The organism is Nitratireductor sp. (genome assembly GCF_017794765.1).
Taxonomy (GTDB): Bacteria; Pseudomonadota; Alphaproteobacteria; order Rhizobiales; family Rhizobiaceae; genus Nitratireductor.
This window is the reverse complement of the sequence record NZ_CP051236.1, coordinates 2,636,536-2,656,492: the sequence shown is the minus strand read 5'-3', so window position 1 is coordinate 2,656,492 and position 19,957 is coordinate 2,636,536. Positions and strand designations below refer to the sequence as shown.

General features: G+C 59.5%; 30 protein-coding genes. 27 read left to right on the top strand and 3 right to left on the bottom strand.

The window, feature by feature from the left end:
- The 27 genes from rplV (at nucleotide 1) to HF949_RS12495 (ending at nucleotide 17,332) form a co-directional block, all read left to right on the top strand.
- Nucleotides 1–390 carry a 50S ribosomal protein L22 gene (gene rplV, locus HF949_RS12625; RefSeq protein ID WP_007009518.1) on the top strand — a complete coding sequence of 130 codons (390 nt, stop codon included), beginning with the start codon at nucleotides 1–3 and terminating at the stop codon, nucleotides 388–390.
- Nucleotides 390–1,097 (top strand): 30S ribosomal protein S3, encoded by a 708-nt coding sequence (gene rpsC, locus HF949_RS12620; protein WP_292895757.1) that lies wholly within the window; start codon nucleotides 390–392, stop codon nucleotides 1,095–1,097. Before rplV ends, rpsC begins: the two co-directional genes overlap by 1 nt.
- A 20-nt stretch (nucleotides 1,098–1,117) precedes the next feature.
- Entirely contained in the window at nucleotides 1,118–1,531 is a 414-nt protein-coding gene (gene rplP / locus HF949_RS12615) for a 50S ribosomal protein L16 (protein WP_007009520.1), read from the top strand.
- A gap of 14 nt (nucleotides 1,532–1,545) precedes the next feature.
- Complete coding sequence (gene rpmC, locus HF949_RS12610) at nucleotides 1,546–1,746, top strand: 50S ribosomal protein L29 (protein ID WP_007009521.1); 201 nt, start codon at nucleotides 1,546–1,548, stop codon at nucleotides 1,744–1,746.
- 11 nt (nucleotides 1,747–1,757) lie between these two features.
- A complete protein-coding gene (rpsQ, locus tag HF949_RS12605) occupies nucleotides 1,758–2,000 on the top strand; it encodes a 30S ribosomal protein S17 (protein WP_223020755.1) in 243 nt (80 codons plus the stop codon).
- A 65-nt stretch (nucleotides 2,001–2,065) separates the two neighbouring features.
- Nucleotides 2,066–2,434, top strand: coding sequence for a 50S ribosomal protein L14 (gene rplN, locus HF949_RS12600; protein ID WP_007009523.1), 369 nt, complete (start codon nucleotides 2,066–2,068; stop codon nucleotides 2,432–2,434).
- 12 nt (nucleotides 2,435–2,446) lie between these two features.
- Nucleotides 2,447–2,761 carry a 50S ribosomal protein L24 gene (gene rplX / locus HF949_RS12595; protein ID WP_007009524.1) on the top strand — a complete coding sequence of 105 codons (315 nt, stop codon included), beginning with the start codon at nucleotides 2,447–2,449 and terminating at the stop codon, nucleotides 2,759–2,761.
- Nucleotides 2,754–3,311 carry a 50S ribosomal protein L5 gene (gene rplE / locus HF949_RS12590; protein ID WP_065815256.1) on the top strand — a complete coding sequence of 186 codons (558 nt, stop codon included), beginning with the start codon at nucleotides 2,754–2,756 and terminating at the stop codon, nucleotides 3,309–3,311. Before rplX ends, rplE begins: the two co-directional genes overlap by 8 nt.
- 27 nt (nucleotides 3,312–3,338) lie before the next feature.
- Nucleotides 3,339–3,644: a 30S ribosomal protein S14 gene (gene rpsN, locus HF949_RS12585; RefSeq protein WP_007009526.1), complete on the top strand. Its 306-nt coding sequence runs from the start codon at nucleotides 3,339–3,341 to the stop codon at nucleotides 3,642–3,644.
- A gap of 12 nt (nucleotides 3,645–3,656) precedes the next feature.
- Nucleotides 3,657–4,055 carry a 30S ribosomal protein S8 gene (gene rpsH / locus HF949_RS12580; RefSeq protein WP_229446819.1) on the top strand — a complete coding sequence of 133 codons (399 nt, stop codon included), beginning with the start codon at nucleotides 3,657–3,659 and terminating at the stop codon, nucleotides 4,053–4,055.
- A 38-nt stretch (nucleotides 4,056–4,093) separates the two neighbouring features.
- On the top strand, nucleotides 4,094–4,627 hold the full coding sequence (gene rplF, locus HF949_RS12575) for a 50S ribosomal protein L6 (RefSeq protein ID WP_292895754.1): 534 nt from the start codon (nucleotides 4,094–4,096) through the stop codon (nucleotides 4,625–4,627).
- Nucleotides 4,628–4,638: 11 nt separating this feature from the next.
- Nucleotides 4,639–4,998, top strand: coding sequence for a 50S ribosomal protein L18 (gene rplR, locus HF949_RS12570; RefSeq protein WP_007009530.1), 360 nt, complete (start codon nucleotides 4,639–4,641; stop codon nucleotides 4,996–4,998).
- Between the two features lie 81 nt (nucleotides 4,999–5,079).
- Nucleotides 5,080–5,637: a 30S ribosomal protein S5 gene (rpsE, locus tag HF949_RS12565; protein WP_292895753.1), complete on the top strand. Its 558-nt coding sequence runs from the start codon at nucleotides 5,080–5,082 to the stop codon at nucleotides 5,635–5,637.
- A 66-nt stretch (nucleotides 5,638–5,703) separates the two neighbouring features.
- On the top strand, nucleotides 5,704–5,904 hold the full coding sequence (gene rpmD, locus HF949_RS12560) for a 50S ribosomal protein L30 (RefSeq protein ID WP_007009532.1): 201 nt from the start codon (nucleotides 5,704–5,706) through the stop codon (nucleotides 5,902–5,904).
- A 19-nt stretch (nucleotides 5,905–5,923) separates the two neighbouring features.
- Nucleotides 5,924–6,400 carry a 50S ribosomal protein L15 gene (gene rplO, locus HF949_RS12555; protein WP_292895752.1) on the top strand — a complete coding sequence of 159 codons (477 nt, stop codon included), beginning with the start codon at nucleotides 5,924–5,926 and terminating at the stop codon, nucleotides 6,398–6,400.
- Nucleotides 6,401–6,534: 134 nt separating this feature from the next.
- Nucleotides 6,535–7,875, top strand: coding sequence for a preprotein translocase subunit SecY (gene secY / locus HF949_RS12550; RefSeq protein WP_229446823.1), 1,341 nt, complete (start codon nucleotides 6,535–6,537; stop codon nucleotides 7,873–7,875).
- A complete protein-coding gene (locus HF949_RS12545; RefSeq protein ID WP_292895751.1) occupies nucleotides 7,872–8,456 on the top strand; it encodes an adenylate kinase in 585 nt (194 codons plus the stop codon). Before secY ends, HF949_RS12545 begins: the two co-directional genes overlap by 4 nt.
- Nucleotides 8,457–8,655: 199 nt before the next feature.
- Nucleotides 8,656–9,024: a 30S ribosomal protein S13 gene (gene rpsM / locus HF949_RS12540; protein ID WP_292900164.1), complete on the top strand. Its 369-nt coding sequence runs from the start codon at nucleotides 8,656–8,658 to the stop codon at nucleotides 9,022–9,024.
- A gap of 135 nt (nucleotides 9,025–9,159) precedes the next feature.
- Complete coding sequence (rpsK, locus tag HF949_RS12535; RefSeq protein ID WP_007009537.1) at nucleotides 9,160–9,549, top strand: 30S ribosomal protein S11; 390 nt, start codon at nucleotides 9,160–9,162, stop codon at nucleotides 9,547–9,549.
- Nucleotides 9,550–9,644: 95 nt separating this feature from the next.
- On the top strand, nucleotides 9,645–10,655 hold the full coding sequence (locus HF949_RS12530; protein ID WP_229446824.1) for a DNA-directed RNA polymerase subunit alpha: 1,011 nt from the start codon (nucleotides 9,645–9,647) through the stop codon (nucleotides 10,653–10,655).
- Nucleotides 10,656–10,705: 50 nt separating this feature from the next.
- Entirely contained in the window at nucleotides 10,706–11,137 is a 432-nt protein-coding gene (gene rplQ, locus HF949_RS12525; RefSeq protein WP_292895750.1) for a 50S ribosomal protein L17, read from the top strand.
- A gap of 179 nt (nucleotides 11,138–11,316) precedes the next feature.
- The gene (locus HF949_RS12520; protein ID WP_292895749.1) at nucleotides 11,317–12,810 is read left to right on the top strand and encodes a DegQ family serine endoprotease; all 1,494 of its coding nucleotides are present in this window, start codon (nucleotides 11,317–11,319) and stop codon (nucleotides 12,808–12,810) included.
- 23 nt (nucleotides 12,811–12,833) lie between these two features.
- A complete protein-coding gene (locus HF949_RS12515) occupies nucleotides 12,834–14,147 on the top strand; it encodes a replication-associated recombination protein A (RefSeq protein ID WP_292895748.1) in 1,314 nt (437 codons plus the stop codon).
- Between the two features lie 46 nt (nucleotides 14,148–14,193).
- The gene (gene crcB, locus HF949_RS12510; protein ID WP_292895747.1) at nucleotides 14,194–14,571 is read left to right on the top strand and encodes a fluoride efflux transporter CrcB; all 378 of its coding nucleotides are present in this window, start codon (nucleotides 14,194–14,196) and stop codon (nucleotides 14,569–14,571) included.
- A 27-nt stretch (nucleotides 14,572–14,598) separates the two neighbouring features.
- Nucleotides 14,599–15,585 (top strand): RluA family pseudouridine synthase, encoded by a 987-nt coding sequence (locus HF949_RS12505; RefSeq protein ID WP_292895746.1) that lies wholly within the window; start codon nucleotides 14,599–14,601, stop codon nucleotides 15,583–15,585.
- On the top strand, nucleotides 15,582–16,508 hold the full coding sequence (locus HF949_RS12500; protein ID WP_292895745.1) for a DMT family transporter: 927 nt from the start codon (nucleotides 15,582–15,584) through the stop codon (nucleotides 16,506–16,508). The genes HF949_RS12505 and HF949_RS12500 overlap by 4 nt, the downstream gene beginning before the upstream one ends.
- A 32-nt stretch (nucleotides 16,509–16,540) precedes the next feature.
- Nucleotides 16,541–17,332, top strand: coding sequence for an ATP12 family chaperone protein (locus tag HF949_RS12495; protein ID WP_292895744.1), 792 nt, complete (start codon nucleotides 16,541–16,543; stop codon nucleotides 17,330–17,332).
- A 27-nt stretch (nucleotides 17,333–17,359) separates the two neighbouring features.
- Here HF949_RS12495 and HF949_RS12490 read toward each other — a convergent pair whose 3' ends face one another.
- The 3 genes from HF949_RS12490 to HF949_RS12480 form a co-directional block, all read right to left on the bottom strand.
- Nucleotides 17,360–17,707 carry a YggT family protein gene (locus HF949_RS12490; RefSeq protein ID WP_292895743.1) on the bottom strand — a complete coding sequence of 116 codons (348 nt, stop codon included), beginning with the start codon at nucleotides 17,705–17,707 and terminating at the stop codon, nucleotides 17,360–17,362.
- A gap of 78 nt (nucleotides 17,708–17,785) precedes the next feature.
- Nucleotides 17,786–19,597, bottom strand: a complete 1,812-nt coding sequence (locus tag HF949_RS12485) for a sodium:solute symporter family protein (RefSeq protein WP_292895742.1) — start codon at nucleotides 19,595–19,597, stop codon at nucleotides 17,786–17,788.
- A 12-nt stretch (nucleotides 19,598–19,609) separates the two neighbouring features.
- On the bottom strand, nucleotides 19,610–19,879 hold the full coding sequence (locus HF949_RS12480; protein ID WP_292895741.1) for a DUF4212 domain-containing protein: 270 nt from the start codon (nucleotides 19,877–19,879) through the stop codon (nucleotides 19,610–19,612).
- Nucleotides 19,880–19,957 lie beyond the last annotated feature (78 nt).

The window sequence follows — 19,957 nt, the reverse complement described above, 5'->3', positions numbered from 1 at the left end:
ATGGGCAAGGCCAAAGCGCCGCGCAGGCTTGCTGACAATGAGGCCCGTGCCGTATTGCGCACGATCCGCGTCAGCCCGCAGAAGCTGAACCTCGTTGCTGCGATGATCCGCGGCAAGAAGGTGGCGACCGCGCTCGCCGACCTGGAGTTTTCGCGCAAGCGGATCGCCGAGACTGTCAAGAAGACGCTGGAATCGGCAATTGCGAATGCGGAAAACAATCACGACCTGGACGTGGATGCGCTGGTCGTGGCCGAAGCCCATGTCGGCAAGTCGATCGTGATGAAGCGGTTCCATGCGCGTGGCCGTGGCCGCGCCAGCCGCATCGAGAAGCCATTTTCGCATCTGACGATTGTCGTGCGTGAAGTGGAAGAGAAAGTGGAGGCCGCCTGATGGGTCAGAAAATTAATCCGATCGGGTTCCGTCTCGGTATCAACCGCACGTGGGACTCTCGTTGGTACGCCAATGATCGCGAATACGGCGATCTTCTGCACGAGGATTTCAAGATCCGTAACTATATCGAGAAGGAGCTCAAGCAGGCTGCCATCTCGAAGGTCGTGATCGAGCGTCCCCACAAGAAGTGCCGCGTGACCATTCACTCTGCGCGTCCGGGCCTTATCATCGGCAAGAAGGGTGCGGACATCGAGAAGCTTCGCCGCAAGGTCTCGCAGATGACGAATGCGGAAACGCATCTGAACATCGTCGAGGTCCGCAAGCCGGAGATCGATGCCACACTGATCGCTCAGTCGATCGCTCAGCAGCTGGAGCGCCGCGTTGCGTTCCGCCGCGCCATGAAGCGTGCCGTTCAGTCGGCCATGCGTCTCGGTGCCGAGGGTATCCGCATCAATTGTGCGGGTCGTCTCGGCGGTGCGGAAATCGCCCGTATGGAATGGTACCGCGAGGGCCGTGTTCCGCTGCACACGCTGCGCGCCGATGTCGACTACGGCACGGCCGAAGCAAAGACCGCTTATGGCATTTGCGGTGTGAAAGTCTGGGTGTTCAAAGGCGAGATCCTCGAACATGACCCGATGGCTTCCGAACGCCGTGCCACCGAGGGTGACCAGGGCGGTAGCAGCAACCGGCGTCGCGAGAACGCTTAGGAATTTTGGAGTAGAGAACGATGCTGCAACCAAAGCGCACAAAGTTCCGCAAGCAGTTCAAGGGCCGTATCCACGGCGCTGCCAAGGGCGGCACGGAACTCAACTTCGGGTCCTTCGGTCTGAAGGCTCTCGAGCCGGAGCGCGTTACCGCGCGCCAGATTGAAGCGGCCCGCCGCGCGATCACCCGCTACATGAAGCGTCAGGGTCGCGTCTGGATCCGCATTTTCCCGGACCTCCCGGTCACTTCGAAACCGACCGAGGTTCGTATGGGTAAGGGCAAAGGCTCCGTTGACTATTGGGCCTGCCGTGTTAAGCCCGGCCGCGTCATGTTTGAGATCGATGGCGTTGGTGCAGACATTGCGCGTGAAGCGCTGCGTCTGGGCGCTGCAAAGCTGCCGGTCAAGACGCGCTTCGTGCAGCGTATTGCAGAGTAGGAAAGGCGAACGCTATGAAGGCTGTTGATGTCAGGGCGATGACGCCGGACCAGCTCACTGACGAGCTGACAAAACTCAAGAAAGAGCAGTTCAACCTCCGCTTCCAGAAAGCGACCGGACAGCTCGAAAAAACCGCGCGCGTGAAAGAAATCCGTAGGGATATTGCGCGCATCAAGACAATCGCGGCCGAGAAGTCGGCCGGCAGCAAGGCCTGAGGACAGCGAACATGCCAAAGCGCGTTTTGCAGGGCACCGTGGTGAGCGACAAGAACGACAAGACTGTTGTCGTCCGCGTCGAGCGTCGCTTTACCCATCCGATGATGAAAAAGACGGTGCGTATGTCCAAGAAGTACAAGGCGCATGACGAAGAGAATGCGTGCAAGGTCGGCGATGTGGTCATGATTCAGGAGACCGCGCCGATTTCGAAGGACAAGAATTGGGTCGTCCTTAAAGACGCCCAGGCACAATAAACATTGAAATTGCCGGAAAGCGGAGTATCTGAACCGCTTTCCATTGAACGAGAAGGCGGCCAGTCATGATTCAGATGCAAACAAACCTCGATGTGGCGGATAATTCCGGCGCCCGTCGTGTCATGTGCATCAAGGTGCTTGGCGGTTCGAAGCGGAAGTATGCCTCCGTGGGCGACATCATTGTCGTCTCCGTGAAAGAGGCGATCCCGCGCGGCCGCGTGAAGAAGGGCGACGTGATGAAGGCGGTTGTTGTGCGTACGGCGAAGGATATTCGCCGCGCTGACGGCAGCGTCATCCGTTTCGACAAGAACGCAGCCGTTCTCGTCGACAACAAGAAAGAGCCCGTTGGCACGCGTATTTTCGGACCGGTTCCGCGCGAGCTTCGCGCCAAAAACCACATGAAAATCATTTCACTCGCGCCGGAAGTGCTCTAGGAGGCCGGGGATATGCAGAAGATTAAAAAAGGCGACAATGTCGTCGTTCTCGCCGGCAAGGACAAGGGCCGTACCGGCGAAGTGGTGAAGGTGATGCCAAAGGAAGACAAGGCGCTCGTGCGCGGTGTCAACCTGGTTCGCCGCCATCAGAAGCAGTCCGCCCAGGCAGAGGGCGGTATCATTACGAAGGAAGCGCCAATCCACCTGTCGAACCTGGCGCTGGCCGACCCGAAGGATGGCAAGCCGACCCGCGTTGGCTTCAAGGTCCAGGAAGACGGCAAGAAGGTGCGCGTGGCGAAGCGCTCTGGAGAATTGATCGATGGCTAATGCTCAGTACCAGCCGCGCTGGAAGAAGAAGTATGATGAGGTGATCCGCAAGGAACTCCTCGATACTTTCAAGTACGACAATGAGATGCAGGTGCCGCGCATCGACAAGATCGTCATCAACATGGGTGTTGGTGAGGCGACGGGCGATTCCAAAAAGCCGACCTCGGCTGCTGAGGATCTCGCCAAGATCGCCGGTCAGAAGCCGGTCATCACGCGTGCTTCGAAGTCGATTGCCGGCTTCAAGGTGCGTGAGGGCATGCCGCTCGGCGCCAAGGTGACGCTCCGCAAGGACCGTATGTATGAATTTCTGGACCGCCTCGTGACGATCGCGCTACCGCGCGTCCGCGATTTCCGCGGTCTGAACCCGAAGAGCTTTGACGGACGTGGCAACTTCGCCATGGGCCTGAAGGAGCATATCGTGTTCCCCGAGATCAATTACGATCAGGTCGATCAGATCTGGGGAATGGACATCATCGTTTGTACGACTGCAAAAACCGACGACGAAGCGCGGGCCTTGCTCAAGGCCTTTAACTTCCCGTTCCGGCAGTAACGGCAGGCGAGAAGAAGGACACTTTAAATGGCAAAAGTCAGCGCAGTCGAAAAGAACAAGCGTCGACGCAAGATGGTCGATCGCTACGCTGCCAAGCGCGCAGAGCTGAAGGCGATCGTCAAGGATCAGTCCAAGCCCATCGAGGAGCGCTTCCAGGCGCAGCTCAAGCTTGCTGCTCTCCCGCGCAACTCGTCCAAGACTCGCATTCGCAACCGCTGCGATGTGACCGGACGTCCGCGTGCGTATTATCGCAAGCTGAAGATGTCGCGTGTTGCATTGCGTGAACTGGGCAATAACGGGTTGATCCCGGGCCTGGTCAAGTCGAGCTGGTAAGGGGTAAGAACGATGTCCGTGAATGATCCGCTCGGCGATATGCTGACCCGTATCCGCAACGCCATCGGCCGTAACAAGCCGAAGGTTTCTACCCCGGCTTCGCGTCTGCGCGCCCGTGTGCTCGATGTTCTCAAGGCCGAAGGGTATATCCGCGACTACAGCCAGGTCGACTACGACAATGGCAAGTCCGAGATCGAAATCGAACTCAAATACGCCGAAGGTGGCTCCGTGATCCGCGAGATAGCGCGTGTTTCGAAGCCGGGCCGTCGCGTGTATGTGTCGGTGAAATCCATCCCGCAGGTCGCCAATGGTCTTGGTATCGCCATCCTTTCGACGCCCAAGGGCGTGATGGCCGATCATGAGGCGCGCGAACAGAATGTGGGCGGCGAGGTGCTCTGCCAGATCTTCTGATCCGGCAGCAGGCACACGCAAAGAACGAGGGCAGACAAATGTCTCGCATTGGCAAAAAGCCGGTCCCGGTTCCGCAGGGCGTCACTGCTCAGGTCGAGGGCCAGACCGTGACGGCCAAGGGGCCGAAGGGTGAACTGAAGTTCGTCGTCAACGACGAGGTTCTGGTGAAGCTCGAGAATGACGCGATCGCTGTCGACCCGCGCGACCAGTCCAAGGACGCGCGCTCCAAATGGGGTATGTCGCGCACGCAGATCGCAAACATCCTTCAGGGTGTGAAGGATGGTTTCGAAAAGCGTCTTGAGATCAACGGCGTTGGTTATCGTGCCGCGATGCAGGGAAAAAACCTGCAGCTTTCGCTTGGCTACAGCCACGAAGTGATTTACGAGGCTCCGGACGGAATCAGCATCAGCTGTCCGAAGCCGACCGAGATCGTGATCGCAGGCATCGACAAGCAGGTCGTTGGTCAGGTTGCGGCCGAGATTCGCAAGAAGCGTGGCCCCGAGCCGTATAAGGGCAAGGGCGTCAAATATGCGGACGAGACGATCGTTCGCAAAGAAGGCAAGAAGAAGTAGGAACTCGAACCATGGTCTCGAAAGTCTCCGTCAAGCGGCGTGCGGGACGTGTTCGCCGGAAGATCAAGGCGGTCTCCAATGGCCAGCCCCGTCTTTCGGTCTACCGTTCCTCCAAGAACATCTACGTTCAGGTTATCGACGACGCCAAGGGCCATACGCTCGCGGCTGCTTCGACCCTCGACAAGGATCTCAAAGGCCAGATCAAGACCGGCGCCGATTCCGCTGCTGCTGCAGCCGTTGGCAAGCTGGTTGCAGAGCGGGCCAAGAAGGCAGGCGTAGAGGAAGTGGTCTTTGACCGCGGTCCTTACCTCTTCCACGGTCGCGTCAAGGCTCTTGCCGATGCCGCCCGTGAGGGTGGTCTGAAGTTCTAAACTGTTCGGGCGCTTCTAAACGGAGCGCCCGGATTATCATTTTCAACCCCGTGCTTCCGGAAAAGAACAAGGAAAAGGGCAATGGCACAAGGACGTAGGGACGATCGTCGCGACCGCGAAGAGCGCGATAGCGAATTCGTCGACAAGCTTGTACATATCAATCGCGTCGCCAAGGTGGTGAAGGGCGGCCGTCGTTTCGGTTTCGCCGCACTCGTCGTGGTCGGCGACCAGAAGGGCCGCGTCGGCTTCGGTCATGGCAAGGCCCGTGAGGTGCCGGAGGCCATCCGCAAGGCGACCGAAAGTGCCAAGCGCGACATGGTTTTCGTTCCGCTGCGCGGGGGCCGTACGCTGCATCACGATGTTTCGGGCCGTCATGGCGCCGGTCGTGTTCTCCTGCGTGCCGCCAAGCCCGGTACCGGCATCATCGCCGGTGGTCCGATGCGTGCTGTGTTCGAGACCCTCGGCGTTCAGGACGTGGTGGCCAAATCGCTCGGTTCCTCGAACCCCTACAACATGGTTCGTGCCACTTTCGATGCCCTGAAGCATCAGTTGCATCCCAAGGACGTTGCTGCCCAGCGCGGCATTAAATATTCCACGCTCCAGCAGCGCCGCGGCGCTGCTGCAGGCAGCGAGGAATAAGGATCACGGCAGGTCGGCCCGTTTACTGACGGGCTTTGATCGCCAGGTTTGCAAGGATTGATGAAAATGGCAGAGAAGAAGAAGGGCAAGACGGTCACCGTTGAACAGATCGGCAGCCCGATTCGCCGCCCGGCCAGCCAGCGTCAGACGCTGATCGGCCTTGGTTTGAACAAGATGCACCGCCGTTCCACGCTCGAGGACACACCGTCCGTGCGCGGTATGATCGCGTCGGTGCAGCATCTCGTCCGCGTCGTGGACGAGGCCTGAGGATCCCAGGAGCGATATTATGAAACTGAATGAACTCAGGGATAAAGAAGGCGCCACCAAGTCGCGCAAGCGCGTAGGGCGTGGCATCGGTTCGGGTACCGGCAAGACCGGTGGTCGCGGCGTAAAGGGCCAGAAGTCACGCTCAGGCGTGTCAATCAACGGCTTCGAGGGTGGTCAGATGCCGCTCTATCGGCGCCTGCCCAAGCGCGGCTTCAAGAACATCTTCGGCAACGACTTCAATGAAGTGTCGCTCGGCCGCATCCAGGCCGCGATCGACGCCAAGAAGCTTGACGGCAAAGCCGTCATCGATGTGGCTGCGCTTGTGGCTGCCGGTGTTCTTCGCCGCGCGAAGGATGGTGTTCGCGTCCTCAGCGACGGTGAACTGAAGACAAAGGTTACGCTCGAAGTTGCCGGCGCCTCCAAAGCCGCCGTCGAAAAGATCGAGAAGGCCGGCGGAACGGTCAAGCTGCTCGAAGCAGCGGCCAAGGCCGAGTAATCTGATCCACAAGCGGCGGGCGATTGTCCGCCGCTTGCATCTATGCCTGTCAGACCCTATTTCGGGTTTTCGACAACGTGCGCCCGTGTCGATTCGGATATCTGCGAGGGGCACGACGAAGCGGAGAATACTTCATGGCATCGGCAGCGGAACAGCTTGCGTCCAATCTCAATTTCGCGGCCTTCGCGAAGGCCGAGGATCTCAAGAAGCGCATCTGGTTCACGCTCGGCGCGTTGCTGGTGTACCGACTTGGTACCTACATCCCGATGCCGGGCATCAATCCTGATGCTTTTGCTCAGGCCTTCCAGCAGCAGTCTGGCGGCGTGCTGGGCATGTTCAACATGTTTGCCGGCGGCGCGGTAGAGCGTATGGCGATTTTCGCCCTCGGCATCATGCCTTACATTTCCGCCTCCATCATCATGCAGCTCATGACGTCGGTCGTTCCGTCGCTTGAACAGCTCAAGAAGGAAGGCGAGCAGGGCCGCAAGGTCATCAACCAGTATACCCGTTATGGCACTGTCATTCTTGCGACAGTTCAGGCCTATGGCATCGCCGTGGGGCTGGAGGGCGGCGCGAACATTGTTGCCGATCCGGGCTGGTTCTTCCGTATTTCGGCCGTCATCACGCTGGTTGGCGGCACCATGTTCCTGATGTGGCTTGGCGAGCAGATCACCGCTCGTGGCATCGGCAACGGCATCTCGCTCATCATTTTCTCCGGTATTGTCGCTGGTCTGCCTTCGGCCATTGGCGGTACGCTTGAGCTTGGTCGCACCGGCGCTCTGTCGACCGGCCTGATCCTCGCGATCATCGTTCTGGTTGTGGCGGTCATTGCCGTGATCGTGTTTTTCGAACGCGCCCAGCGCCGCCTGCTGATCCAGTACCCCAAGCGCCAGGTCGGCAACCGCATGTTCCAGGGCGATACCTCGCACCTGCCGCTCAAGCTCAACACCGCTGGCGTTATCCCGCCGATCTTCGCGTCGTCGCTGCTCCTGCTGCCTGCGACTGTCGCCGGTTTTTCCGATACGACACAGCTCCCTGGCTGGGCATCTACCATGCTGGCCTCGCTCGGTCACGGTCAGCCGCTGTTCATGTTCCTCTATGCTGCGCTCATTGCTTTCTTCGCGTTCTTTTATACGGCCATCGTGTTCAATCCAAAGGACACAGCCGATCAGTTGAAGAAGCATTCGGGCTTCATTCCGGGCTATCGTCCCGGTGAGCGCACGGCTGAATATATCGACTATGTGTTGACGCGTATCACCGTTATCGGTGCCATTTATCTTGTCTTGATCTGCCTTCTGCCTGAGTTCCTGATTTCGGCTACCGGCGTTCCCTTCTATCTTGGCGGCACGTCGCTTCTGATCGTGGTGAGCGTTACGCTCGACACGGTTGCCCAGATGCAGGGACATCTCATTGCCCATCAGTACGAAGGGCTGATCAAGAAATCCAAATTGCGTGGGGGTAAGAGGGGACGATGAGGCTTATACTTCTTGGACCGCCGGGAGCGGGTAAGGGCACGCAGGCCCAGCGGCTGGTCGAGAAGCACGGCGTTCCGCAACTCTCCACAGGTGACATGTTGCGGGCCGCGGTTGCGGCCGGAACGGAAGTTGGCAAACGCGCGAAAGCGGTGATGGATGCCGGGGAGCTGGTGTCCGACGAGATCGTGAACGCAATCGTGGCGGAGCGAATTGATCAGCCGGATTGCTCGAACGGTTTTATTCTCGACGGATATCCACGCACCCTTGCACAGGCTGATGCCGTTGAGGCGATGCTGGCTGAACGTGAGGTCAAGCTTGACGCGACGATTGAGCTGGTTGTCGATGACGCCGCTTTGGTGGGGCGCATCGAAAAGCGCGCGCAGGATGCCATAGCTGCCGGTCAGGCACCGCGCAAGGATGACAATGCGGCGGTCTTCGACGAGCGATTGCGCGAATATTACAAGAAGACTGCAGCGCTCATCGGCTATTACCATGCCAAGGGTTTCCTGCGGCGGGTCGATGGAATGAAGTCGATCGACGAGGTGACAGTGGAGATCGAGCAGGTTCTCGCTTCGCTTTGAACCTGCGCTTTCTCCGGCAGCGCTTGACTGTGTGGTGTTTATCGATTAATGCCACTCGGTCTCCTGATCGAACGAATCGTTGGTCGGGCCATCAGGCTCGGCCTTCTTGTTTGTAGGAACAATCATCTCCCGCAAGGGCCGGCCTCCACCGGACGCGGGTAAACGAAGCGCCGGGAGACCGGCTCACATGGAGAAGAAGATGGCCCGTATTGCAGGCGTCAATATTCCGACCAACAAGCGCGTCGTGATTGCGCTTCAGTACATCCACGGCATCGGTCCGAAGACCGCTGGGGATATCGTGAAGCAGGTGAACATTCCGGCTGAGCGTCGCGTCAGCGAGCTCACCGATGCCGAGATCCTCGCCATCCGCGAGACGATCGACCGCGATCTGCGCGTTGAGGGTGATCTTCGCCGCGAAGTTTCGATGAACATCAAGCGTCTGATGGATCTGGGCTGCTACCGCGGCCTGCGTCACCGTCGTTCGCTTCCGGTCCGCGGCCAGCGCACGCACACCAATGCGCGCACCCGCAAGGGCCCCGCCAAGGCAATCGCCGGCAAGAAGAAGTAATTGAGTGAATAGCGAATAGCGAATAGCGAATAGAAGCCGATCTTATTTTTACTCGCTACTCGCTAACCACTATTCGCTTCTCCAGGTGGAGCCGCTGGTGTTACGGCGGTGTAGAGATCGACTGAAAGGAACAATATGGCTAAGGAAGCCGCACGCGTTCGGCGTCGCGAACGCAAGAATATCTCGTCGGGTGTTGCTCATGTCAATTCGAGCTTCAACAACACGATGATCACCATCACGGATGCGCAGGGTAATGCGATTGCCTGGTCGTCTGCAGGCGCACAGGGGTTCAAGGGCTCGCGTAAGTCGACGCCGTTTGCCGCCCAGGTTGCTGCGGAAGATTGCGCGCGCAAGGCTGCCGAACATGGCATGCGCACGCTTGAAGTCGAGGTTTCCGGCCCTGGTTCGGGTCGCGAGTCCGCGCTTCGCGCGCTGCAGGCGGCAGGCTTCACCATCACCTCCATTCGCGATGTGACGCCGATCCCGCACAATGGTTGCCGTCCACGCAAGAAGCGCCGCGTTTAATCAGAGTTTTCCGCAAGAGCGTTATGGCGCTCCTCTGTGGTTTCCAGAGCGCCCGTCACGAATGGATGGTGGCGGGGTAACGGAAGGAACCCGGAATGATCCAGAAGAACTGGCAAGAGCTTATCAAGCCGAACAAGGTCGAGTTTTCGTCCAAGGGCCGCACGGTCACCACGCTGGTGGCTGAGCCTCTTGAGCGTGGCTTTGGCCTGACGCTCGGCAATGCGCTGCGGCGCGTGCTGCTTTCGTCACTGCGCGGCGCGGCTGTGACCGCCGTGCAGATTGACGGTGTTCTGCACGAATTCTCGTCGATCCCCGGCGTGCGCGAAGATGTGACGGACATCGTCCTGAACATCAAGGAAATCGCGCTGTCGATGGAGGGCGAGGGACCCAAGCGCATGGTTGTGCGCAAGCAGGGACCCGGCACCGTGACGGCTGGCGATATCCAGACTGTTGGCGATGTGGAGGTTCTCAACCCCGACCACGTGCTGTGCACGCTGGACGAGGGAGCGGAAATCCGCATGGAATTCACGGTCGACAACGGCAAGGGCTATGTGCCGGCCGAGCGCAACCGTGCCGAAGATGCGCCCATCGGTCTGATCCCGGTCGACAGCCTTTACTCGCCGGTAAAGAAGGTGTCCTACAAGGTCGAAAACACCCGTGAGGGCCAGGTTCTCGACTATGACAAGCTTACCATGACCATCGAGACCAACGGTTCGGTGACGGGCGAGGACGCAGTGGCTTTCGCTGCACGCATCCTGCAGGACCAGCTTGCGCTGTTCGTCAACTTTGAAGAGCCGCAGAAGGAGCAGCCCGCTGAACAGGTGGCCGAGCTTGCCTTCAATCCGGCACTTCTCAAGAAGGTGGACGAGCTGGAACTTTCGGTTCGCTCTGCAAACTGCCTGAAGAACGACAACATCGTTTACATCGGCGACCTGATCCAGAAGACGGAAGCCGAGATGCTGCGCACGCCGAATTTCGGCCGCAAGTCGCTCAACGAAATCAAGGAAGTGCTGGCTTCGATGGGGCTCCACCTCGGCATGGATGTCGAGGACTGGCCGCCGGAAAACATCGAAGAACTCGCCAAGCGTTACGAAGACCAATACTAGGCCCGCAAAGCCCGCAAGGTTCGGGCGACGGGGATTGAAGGAGAAAGGCCATGCGTCACGGAAAATCCGGCCGCAAGCTGAACAGGACGGCAAGCCACCGCAAGGCGCTTTTTGCCAATATGGCGGCTTCACTGATCGAACATGAACAGATCGTCACCACTCTGCCCAAGGCGAAAGAACTTCGCCCGATCGTGGAGAAGCTGGTGACGCTCGGCAAGCGCGGCGACCTGCACGCCCGTCGGCAGGCCATTTCGGCCATTCGCGACGAAAGCCTGGTCAAGCGCCTGTTCGACACGCTTGCTCCGCGCTACGCTGAGCGCAACGGCGGCTACACCCGCATCATGAAGGCGGGCTTCCGCCATGGCGACAATGCACCGATGGCTGTCATCGAGTTCGTCGACCGCGATGTCGAGGCGAAGGGCGCTGCAGACCGTGCGCGTGTTGAAGCCGAGGGCGGCAACGAAGAGGCGGAAGCCGCGTAATTCCGGCTTGCCTTGAACGTTCTTGAAAAAGGGGCTCCGTGGCCCCTTTTTTGTTGCGCAGTTTCTGTTCTTCCTGGGGCAGAGCCTTTCAATGTGCACAATGCTCTGAGAAAAGCTTTTTGCGTCAGTGCTCAATCATTTGCATTTTCGAGAATCGGATAGAGGCCAGGCATATGCGGATGCGTTCTGTTTTCCTAAGCGTCGTTCTTTTGGCGTCTTTTGCCGGGACCGTTTTAACGGGCTCGGTTCAGGCGCAGCAGGATGAGGGGGGGACCCTGCGCGGATTTCTGTCCGATCTGTTAAGTGGGGATGCGCGCAACGAGCTCGCTGTCCCACGGGATGGGGGGACAGAGCGCCGGGTTCCGTTCGGACGGGCCGATATTCAGTTGTCCTTCGCGCCGCTGGTCAAGGAAACTTCGCCTGCCGTGGTGAACGTCTACGCTTCTTCCACCGTTCAGGTGCGTTCGCCTTTCATGGGCGATCCATTCTTCGAACAGTTTTTTGGCCGTCCGCAGATGCCGCCGCGGGTGCGTTCTTCCCTCGGCTCCGGCGTGCTTGTCGACCCGAGCGGCGTGATCGTGACCAACAATCACGTCATCAGCGATGCCGATGAGGTCAAAGTTGCGCTTGCTGACGGGCGGGAGTTTGAAAGCGAGATCCTGCTGAAGGACAAGGCGCTCGATCTCGCGGTCCTGAAGATTTCCGGCGATGAAGCCTTTCCGGCCGTTGGATTGGGGGATTCCGACCGTCTGGAAGTGGGTGACCTCGTGCTTGCCATCGGCAATCCCTTCGGTGTCGGCCAGACAACAACCAGCGGCATCGTTTCAGCGCTCGCGCGCAGTCATGTGGGCGTGTCCGATTTCGGTTTCTTCATCCAGACCGATGCGGCCATCAACCCCGGCAATTCCGGCGGTGCACTGATCGACATGCGCGGCCAGGTTATCGGCATCAATACGGCCATTGTCAGCCGCAGCGGCGGTTCCATCGGCATCGGTTTTGCAATTCCTGCCAACATGGTGCGAGCGGTGGTGAACGCAGCTCTTTCTGGTGCGGAGACCTTTGAGCGACCCTTCTTCGGTGCGTCCTTCGACCCGGTAACGGCGCAGATTGCCGAGGCGCTTGGCATGGATCGTCCCGTTGGCGCACTGGTCCGTGAAGTGGCACCGGACAGTCCTGCCGAGCGCGCCGGTCTGCGTCCCGGCGATGTGGTGGTCGCCATGGATGGCGCTGATATTCAACATCCCGATGCGCTTGAGTATCGCCTCGTCACGCATCCGCTCGAGGAAGAAGGTGTCATTGGCGTGTTGCGCGACGGGCAGACGCTGGAACTGGGCTTCGAGCTCGAGCGCCTGTCCGATGGCGATGGACCGGCGCCTATCACGCTTGAAGGGCGGGGGCCATTTGCCGGAGCGGCGGTCGCCACCCTCGAGCCGCGTCTCGCCCAGCGTCTGAAACTGCCCCTGAACAAGAAGGGGGTCGTCATTCTGGAGGTCGACCGGCGTTCACCCGCGGCCAGCGTAGGTTTGCGCCCGGGCGATATTATCCGTGAAGTCAATGGTATCGACATTGAGGATGTGGAGACGATGCGGGTCGTCGCGGGCGATACAAGCCGCCGCTGGGCCTTTGCCGTTGAGCGGGACGGGCGCATACTGCGTCAGCGCCTGCGCTTCTGATCTGCCTGTTCGATGAATAACCGATGAGTGATCTCTTTTCCAATCCCGATGAAAGCGGCTTGCGCGTCAGCCGCCCGCTGGCTGATCGCCTGCGTCCACAAAAGCTCGAAGAGGTGGTGGGGCAGGAGCACCTGACAGGCCCCGACGGGGTTCTCACCCGGATGATCGCAAGCCGCTCGTTGGGATCACTCATCTTCTGGGGCCCACCGGGTACCGGCAAGACCACCGTCGCGCGCCTTCTGGCGGGTGAAACGGATCTGGCCTTCGAGCAGATCTCGGCGATCTTCTCAGGCGTTGCCGACTTGAAGAAGGTGTTCGAGGCGGCCCGTCTCAGGCGAAGTCAGGGGCGGCAGACGCTTTTGTTCGTCGACGAAATCCATCGCTTCAATCGCTCGCAGCAGGATTCCTTTTTGCCGGTGATGGAGGATGGCACTGTCGTGCTCGTCGGAGCGACGACGGAAAACCCGTCTTTTGAGCTCAACGCCGCTCTCTTGTCGCGGGCGCGTGTGCTGAATTTCAACACACTTGGGTCCGAGAGCCTCTCGCGCCTGCTCGAACGCGCTGAAGCGCTGGAAGAAAAACCTCTGCCACTGGATGAAGAAGCGCGGGCGGTTTTGGTACGCATGGCCGATGGTGACGGACGTGCTTCGCTGACGCTTGCCGAGGAAGTGTGGCGTGCCGCTCGTGAAGGCGAGGTATTCGATGCGGAGGGGCTGCAGCGTGTCGCCCAGCGCCGTGCGCCCGTCTACGACAAGGGGCAGGATGGGCACTACAATCTGATTTCCGCCCTGCACAAATCCGTGCGCGGATCCGATCCCGACGCCGCGCTCTATTATCTTTGCCGCATGTTCGATGCGGGCGAGACGCCGCTTTACATCGGCCGCAGGCTGGTGCGCATGGCTGTGGAAGACATCGGTCTTGCCGACCCGCAGGCTCTTGTCATCGCCAATGCGGCCAAGGACGCCTACGAGTATCTCGGATCGCCGGAGGGCGAGCTCGCTCTGGCGCAAGCGTGTGTCTATCTGGCGACGGCACCGAAATCGAATGGCGTCTACACCGCTTTCAAGCAGGCCTTTGCCGATGCGAAGGCCAATGGGTCCCTGCTTCCACCGAAGCACATCCTCAACGCGCCGACCAAACTCATGAAGGAGACCGGTTACGGGGCCGGTTATGCCTATGATCACGATCAGCCGGATGCGTTCTCCGGGCAAAACTACTTTCCCGAAGAGATGGGGCGCAGGCGCTATTACGACCCGCCGGAGCGCGGTTTCGAACGCGAGGTTCGCAAGCGGCTGGACTATTGGGCGCGGCTGCGCAAGGAGCGGGGAGAGCCGTGATGTCAACGCTTGTTGATTTTTGCGCAACTTCTGCGAAAAGGGCGACATGAACCATCTGCTGATCGTTGCTGCCGGCGGGGCAATCGGTGCCAGCCTGAGACATCTGACCGGCCTTGCTGCCATGCGGTTGCTTGGGGCTGCCTTTCCCTGGGGAACGCTGACGGTCAATCTGGTCGGCTCGTTCGTGATGGGGGTGTTCGTCGAGTGGCTTGCACGACGGGCAGGCGCTTCGCCGGAATTGCGACTGTTCATGGCGACAGGGCTGCTCGGTGGGTTCACGACGTTTTCGGCCTTTTCGCTCGATGTTGCCGTTTTATGGGAACGGGGCGAGGGGTTTCTGGCCGCATCTTATGTGCTCTTGAGCGTCTGCGGCGCCATAGCCGCACTGTTCGCGGGGCTTTATCTGGTTCGGCATTTCGCCTGAGGCGATGATTTTTAATGGATAGGTGAAATGGCTGGCGTACAGCAGATCGAAGTGGACAGGGACGAAGGTGGTATGCGGCTTGACCGTTGGTTCAAGACGCATTTCCCAGGCCTCGGTTTCGGCCATTTGCAAAAGCTCCTGCGCTCCGGCCAGATCCGCGTGAGTGGCAGCCGCGCCAAGGCCGATACCCGTCTTGAGCCAGGGCAGGTGGTGCGCGTGCCTCCTCTCGATGTGGACCGCAAGGGCGATGGACAGGCCACCGCCCACAGCCTGCGCAATACCGGCGATGCCGAAGCGCTTTCACAGATGCTGCTTTACGAAGACCCCAAGGTTTTTGTGTTCAACAAGCCGGCCGGCCTTGCCGTTCAGGGTGGTTCGGGCGTGAACCGCCACGTGGATGGCATGCTGGAAGCGCTCCGCAACAAGAAGGGCGAGAAGCCGCGCCTGGTGCATCGCCTTGACCGTGACACGTCGGGCGTGCTTGTGGTGGCGCGTACCCGCCAGGCGGCCATGCGGCTCGCCGAAGCTTTTCGCGCGCGTGATACAAAAAAGACCTATTGGGCACTCGTGAAGGGTGTACCCAACAGGGATGAGGCGCGCATCTCTACCTGGCTTGCAAAGGAGCAGACGCCGGAGGGAGACCGCATGCGTGTGGTCAAACATGGCGAACCGGATTCCGATCACGCGGTCTCGAACTATCGTGTGGTGGAGCGTGCGGGGTCTGAGCTCTCCTGGCTGGAGATGGAACCCTATACGGGCCGCACGCACCAGCTTCGTGTTCACGCAGCTCATATCGGGTGCCCGATCATCGGTGATCCCAAATATTTTGAGGCGGACCAGAACTGGGAGTTTCCCGGCGGCATCCAGAAGCGCCTGCATCTGCATGCGCGCCGCATCATCATTCCGAACCCTGGTGGTGGCAAGATCGATGTGACGGCGCCGCTGTCTCCCCATATGCGCCAGAGCTGGAACCTTCTCGGGTTTGATGAAGCATCCGCAGAGGAGGGCACATGACGGCGCTCTCTCCCGGTTCGACTTCCGGCCGCCACGATGCAATTGACGCGTTCGCCACCATCATCATGCTCGGTCTGACCCTGACATGGGGCGTCAATCAAGTTGCCATCAAGTTGGCCAATATCGGTTTCAACCCGATGTTGTCCATGTTTCTGCGGTCAGCCGTGGCCACACTGCTCGTCTTCCTGTGGTGCCGCTATCGTGGCATTCGCCTGTTCGAGCGCGACGGAACTCTGTGGCCCGGAGTTCTGGCGGGCCTTCTGTTCGGATTTGAATTCATCCTCGTCTTCTTCGGCCTCGATTATACATCAGCGGCTCGCGGAGCCCTGATGCTCAACACCATGCCGTTCTGGGTTCTGCTTGGCGGCCACTTCTTCCTAGGCGAAAAGATGTCGGCGCTGAAATTTGGCGGGCTTCTTCTTGCCTTTGCAGGCGTCGTGCTTGTCTTCTCGGACAGTCTCAGCCTGCCGGGACCCGATGCGCTCTTTGGCGATGTTCTGTGTCTTGTCGCAGGCATCGCGTGGGCTGCAACGATTGTCGTTATCAAGCAGTCCAGCCTGTCCAATGCGGGAGCGGAAAAGACACTGCTCTATCAGCTGTCCGTCTCTGCCGTTGTCACTATTCCGTTCATCCCTTTCGGTGGGGCGCTTTTGCGTGAGGTAAGCGCTCTGGCAACCGGCGCGCTGGTTTTTCAGGCGGTGTTCGTTGTCTCCTTCACCTATCTGGTCTGGTTCTGGCTGATGCGTCGTTACCCGGCATCGGGGCTCTCCAGTTTCGCATTCCTGACGCCTGTCTTTGGCGTTATGTCGGGCGGCCTCCTTTTGGGCGAACCCCTGACCATCAAAATCCTTCTGGCTCTCTGTCTGATCGCGCTTGGACTGACCGTGGTCAATCGGCCGCGCCGTCGCGTCGTACCCGCATAGCGAAAAGACAAACACACACTATATGTAGGCCCATGCGTGACCTTTTGAACGATCTTGAAAGTGGAAAAACCCCGGCGGAGCTCGACCCGATCCGCCGAGCCCAGAGCACCATTCGCAAACCATTACCCAGACGGTTCTACAAGGAAGTGTCGGTAAATGCCGAGGAGGTGGGTGGTTTTGCGGTTCGGCTCGACGGCAAGACAGTCCGAACCCCGGGGGCAGGCGCTGTTCTTCTGCCCAACGAGGCGACAGCGCTTCTGGTGGCTGCGGAATACGAGGCGCAGGGTGAGCACATCGACCCGGCAACGATGCCTGTGACGCGGCTCGTCAACACGGCGATAGACGGCGTTGCCGTTCACAGCCAGGCTGTATTGGAGGATGTTCTGCGCTACAGCACAGGCGATCTTGTCTGTTACCGTGCAGCTTCTCCGGAGCGACTGGTGGCATTGCAGGCAGAGGCCTGGGATCCGGTTCTGGACTGGGCTCAGGAACATATCGGCGCGCATTTCGTGCTGGCGGAGGGGGTGATCCATGTGGAGCAACCCCGAGAGGCAGTTGCCGCTGTCAGCGCCTATCTACGCCAGAAAAACGAGCCCTTCCGGCTTGCCGCTCTGCACGTGATGACCACTTTGATGGGATCGGCGCTGCTGGCACTTGCGGTTGATGCCGGCGCACTCGACCCCCGGGCCGCGTGGAAGGCCGCCCATGTGGACGAAGACTGGAACATCTCGATGTGGGGAGAGGATGGCGAGGCTGCACAGCGCCGCGCCTTTCGCGAACGGGACATGATGGCCGCCGCAAAGCTTCTGGCCGCGCTCGATTGATGCGGGTAGCAGGGCTCTCGCCAGGGGCTACCGTCCCCCAAACATCTGATAGATGACGCCGGCGATTTCGCTTTCCAGTGGGAACGAGAGCATGCCCATGACCGAGTATCCAAGCAGCCAGGGCATCAAATAAAACCGGATCATGAAGAAGAACCAGGCGACGTAGACTGGCACCAGCGGTTCCAGCAGGAAACCCGGCGTGATGGGCCGAAACAGCTTCAGTATCGGATTGGTAACGCGCACGAAAAAGCGCATGAAGAAAAAGCTGGAGTCTTCGGGCAGGAAAATGCCCATGGCAGCACGCCCGATCAGCGTCCACATGATGACGCCCAATACGTAGTCCAGTACCAATACCCAGATTGGAAATGCAGCCATGCTTTCCTGCATCAAGTCTCTCCCAGGACACGATTCGGGGGCGGGTTATCCCGCCCCCGATATGCGACCATAACGTGGTCAGTGCTTGTCCGAAAGGATAGCCGGGCCTGTCGGCACACGGGTTTCTTCCACCATGCGCTGGATTTCTTCATCCGGTGCTGGTGTGAGCAGCGTTACCACAACCATGGCAACCAGGCTCACCGCCATGCCGACTATGCCGAAGCGCAGATGGTCGAGACCGAACCAGGGCGCTCCGCCAGTGTAGACATAATAGAGGTAAAGGCTGCCTGCGATGAAGCCCGCGGCCATCCCGGCGACCGCGCCAGGCCTGTTCGCCCGTTTCCACCACACACCGAGGGCGAGCGGGAAGAAAAGGCCGGAACAGGCAAAGCAGAATGCCCAGGCCACGGCACCAAGGATGCCCGTTAGCTGCAGCGAAGCGATCAGGGCGCCCAGGGCACCGATGCCGACGAGCAGGATGCGGGCAACGATGAGCCGAACCGCCGTATCCGCTTTCGGATCGATCATCTTGTAATAGAGATCGTGGCTGAGCGCGTTGGCGATCGCCAGAAGCAGACCGTCGGCGGTTGACATGGCTGCTGCCATGCCGCCGGCTGCCACCAGGCCGGAAATCACATAGGGAAGCCCCGCGATCTCTGGTGTCGCAAGCACAACGATGTCAGGCCGCATGAAGAACTCGTTGAGCTGCAATATGCCGTCAGCGTTCTGGTCGGCAATCGCAAGGAAGCCTACACTTGACCAGTTCTGAATCCATGCCAGCGACGCCACCTCTTCAAATGGCTTGCCGATGATGGCAGTTGGCAGGTTCGGATCAAGAAGCTGCAGTTTGGTGAGTGTCGCCAGTGCCGGTGCCGTAAAGTACAGAAGGAAAATGAACAGCAGCGACCATGCCACGGATTTGCGCGCCGACCGCACGGTCGGGGTTGTGAAATAGCGCATCAGAATGTGGGGCAGGGAAGCCGTTCCGCACATCATGCACAGCGCGAGTGTGATGAACTTCCATTCTGCATAGTCACCCACCGGGCCGGTATGCGGGGTTGTGAGCACTGAGAGGCCGGGTATGGCTTCGGCTGGCGGGTTCAGGCCGTACTGGGCCTCGAAATTCGCCATGTTTGCTGCCGCTTCGCCATAGGTGAAATGCGGGATGAGACCGAATCCCTGGGCATTTGACATCCAGATCACCGGAACCAGATAGGCAATGATCAGCACGATGTACTGTGCCACCTGCGTCCACGTAACGGCGCGCATGCCACCGAGCATGGAACATAACAGGATGCCCAGAAGGCCGAACCAGACACCATAAGAGAATGGAATGTGAAGCGCGCGCGCGGCGATGGTGCCGGTTGCGTTGATCTGTGCCGTCACATAGGTGAAGGATGCCACGACCAGAACGATCACGGCGCACAGGCGCGCAAGATTGCCGCCATATCGGGTGCCGATAAAGTCCGGGACCGTGTAGCAGCCGAACTTGCGCAGATAAGGCGCCATCAGCGAGTTGACGAGAACATAGCCACCGGTCCAGCCGACGATGAAGGCCATATAGCCGTAACCGCCGAAATAGACGCCGCCGGCAAGGGCGACAAACGATGCGCCAGACATCCAGTCGGCCGCGGTCGCCATGCCGTTATAAACGGCGGGAACCTGCCGCCCGGCTACATAATAGGCGTCCACTTCCATGGTGCGCGAAAGCCACCCGATAAGGGCGTAGATCGCGATGGTGAAGGCGACGAACAGGATGCCGATCGTGTCGGCCCCCACGCCTAATTGTTCCAGAACCGCCATCAACAGGATGAAGGCAAGGAACCCACCGGTGTATATCGCATACACCCGGCCGATATTATCGATGAACCGTCCCTGAATCAAAGCCATGCCGGTTCCTCCCTATTCTTCTTCGCCGAAGCCGAACTCGTCGTCGATGGCATCCTGGCGCCAGTTCTGCACCCAGATGATGACGACGAAGGCGATCAGCGAACCCTGGGCGATCATGTAGAAGCCGAAGGGGAAGCCAAGAAATGTGAATTCGTTGAGTGTCGAAACCATTGCTGGAACGACAAGTGAGAAGAAAGCCCACAAGGCCAGAACCACGATAGTCAGGTTCCTGGTTTTGGCCCAGTAACGATCCCTCACATCACCTGCGTCATTAGCGGACATGGTGTCCTCCTCCCTAAAAACGTCAGCGACGAAAGTCGTTAACTGCCGCCATTGCGGTTCTATGGATTAGGAATCACA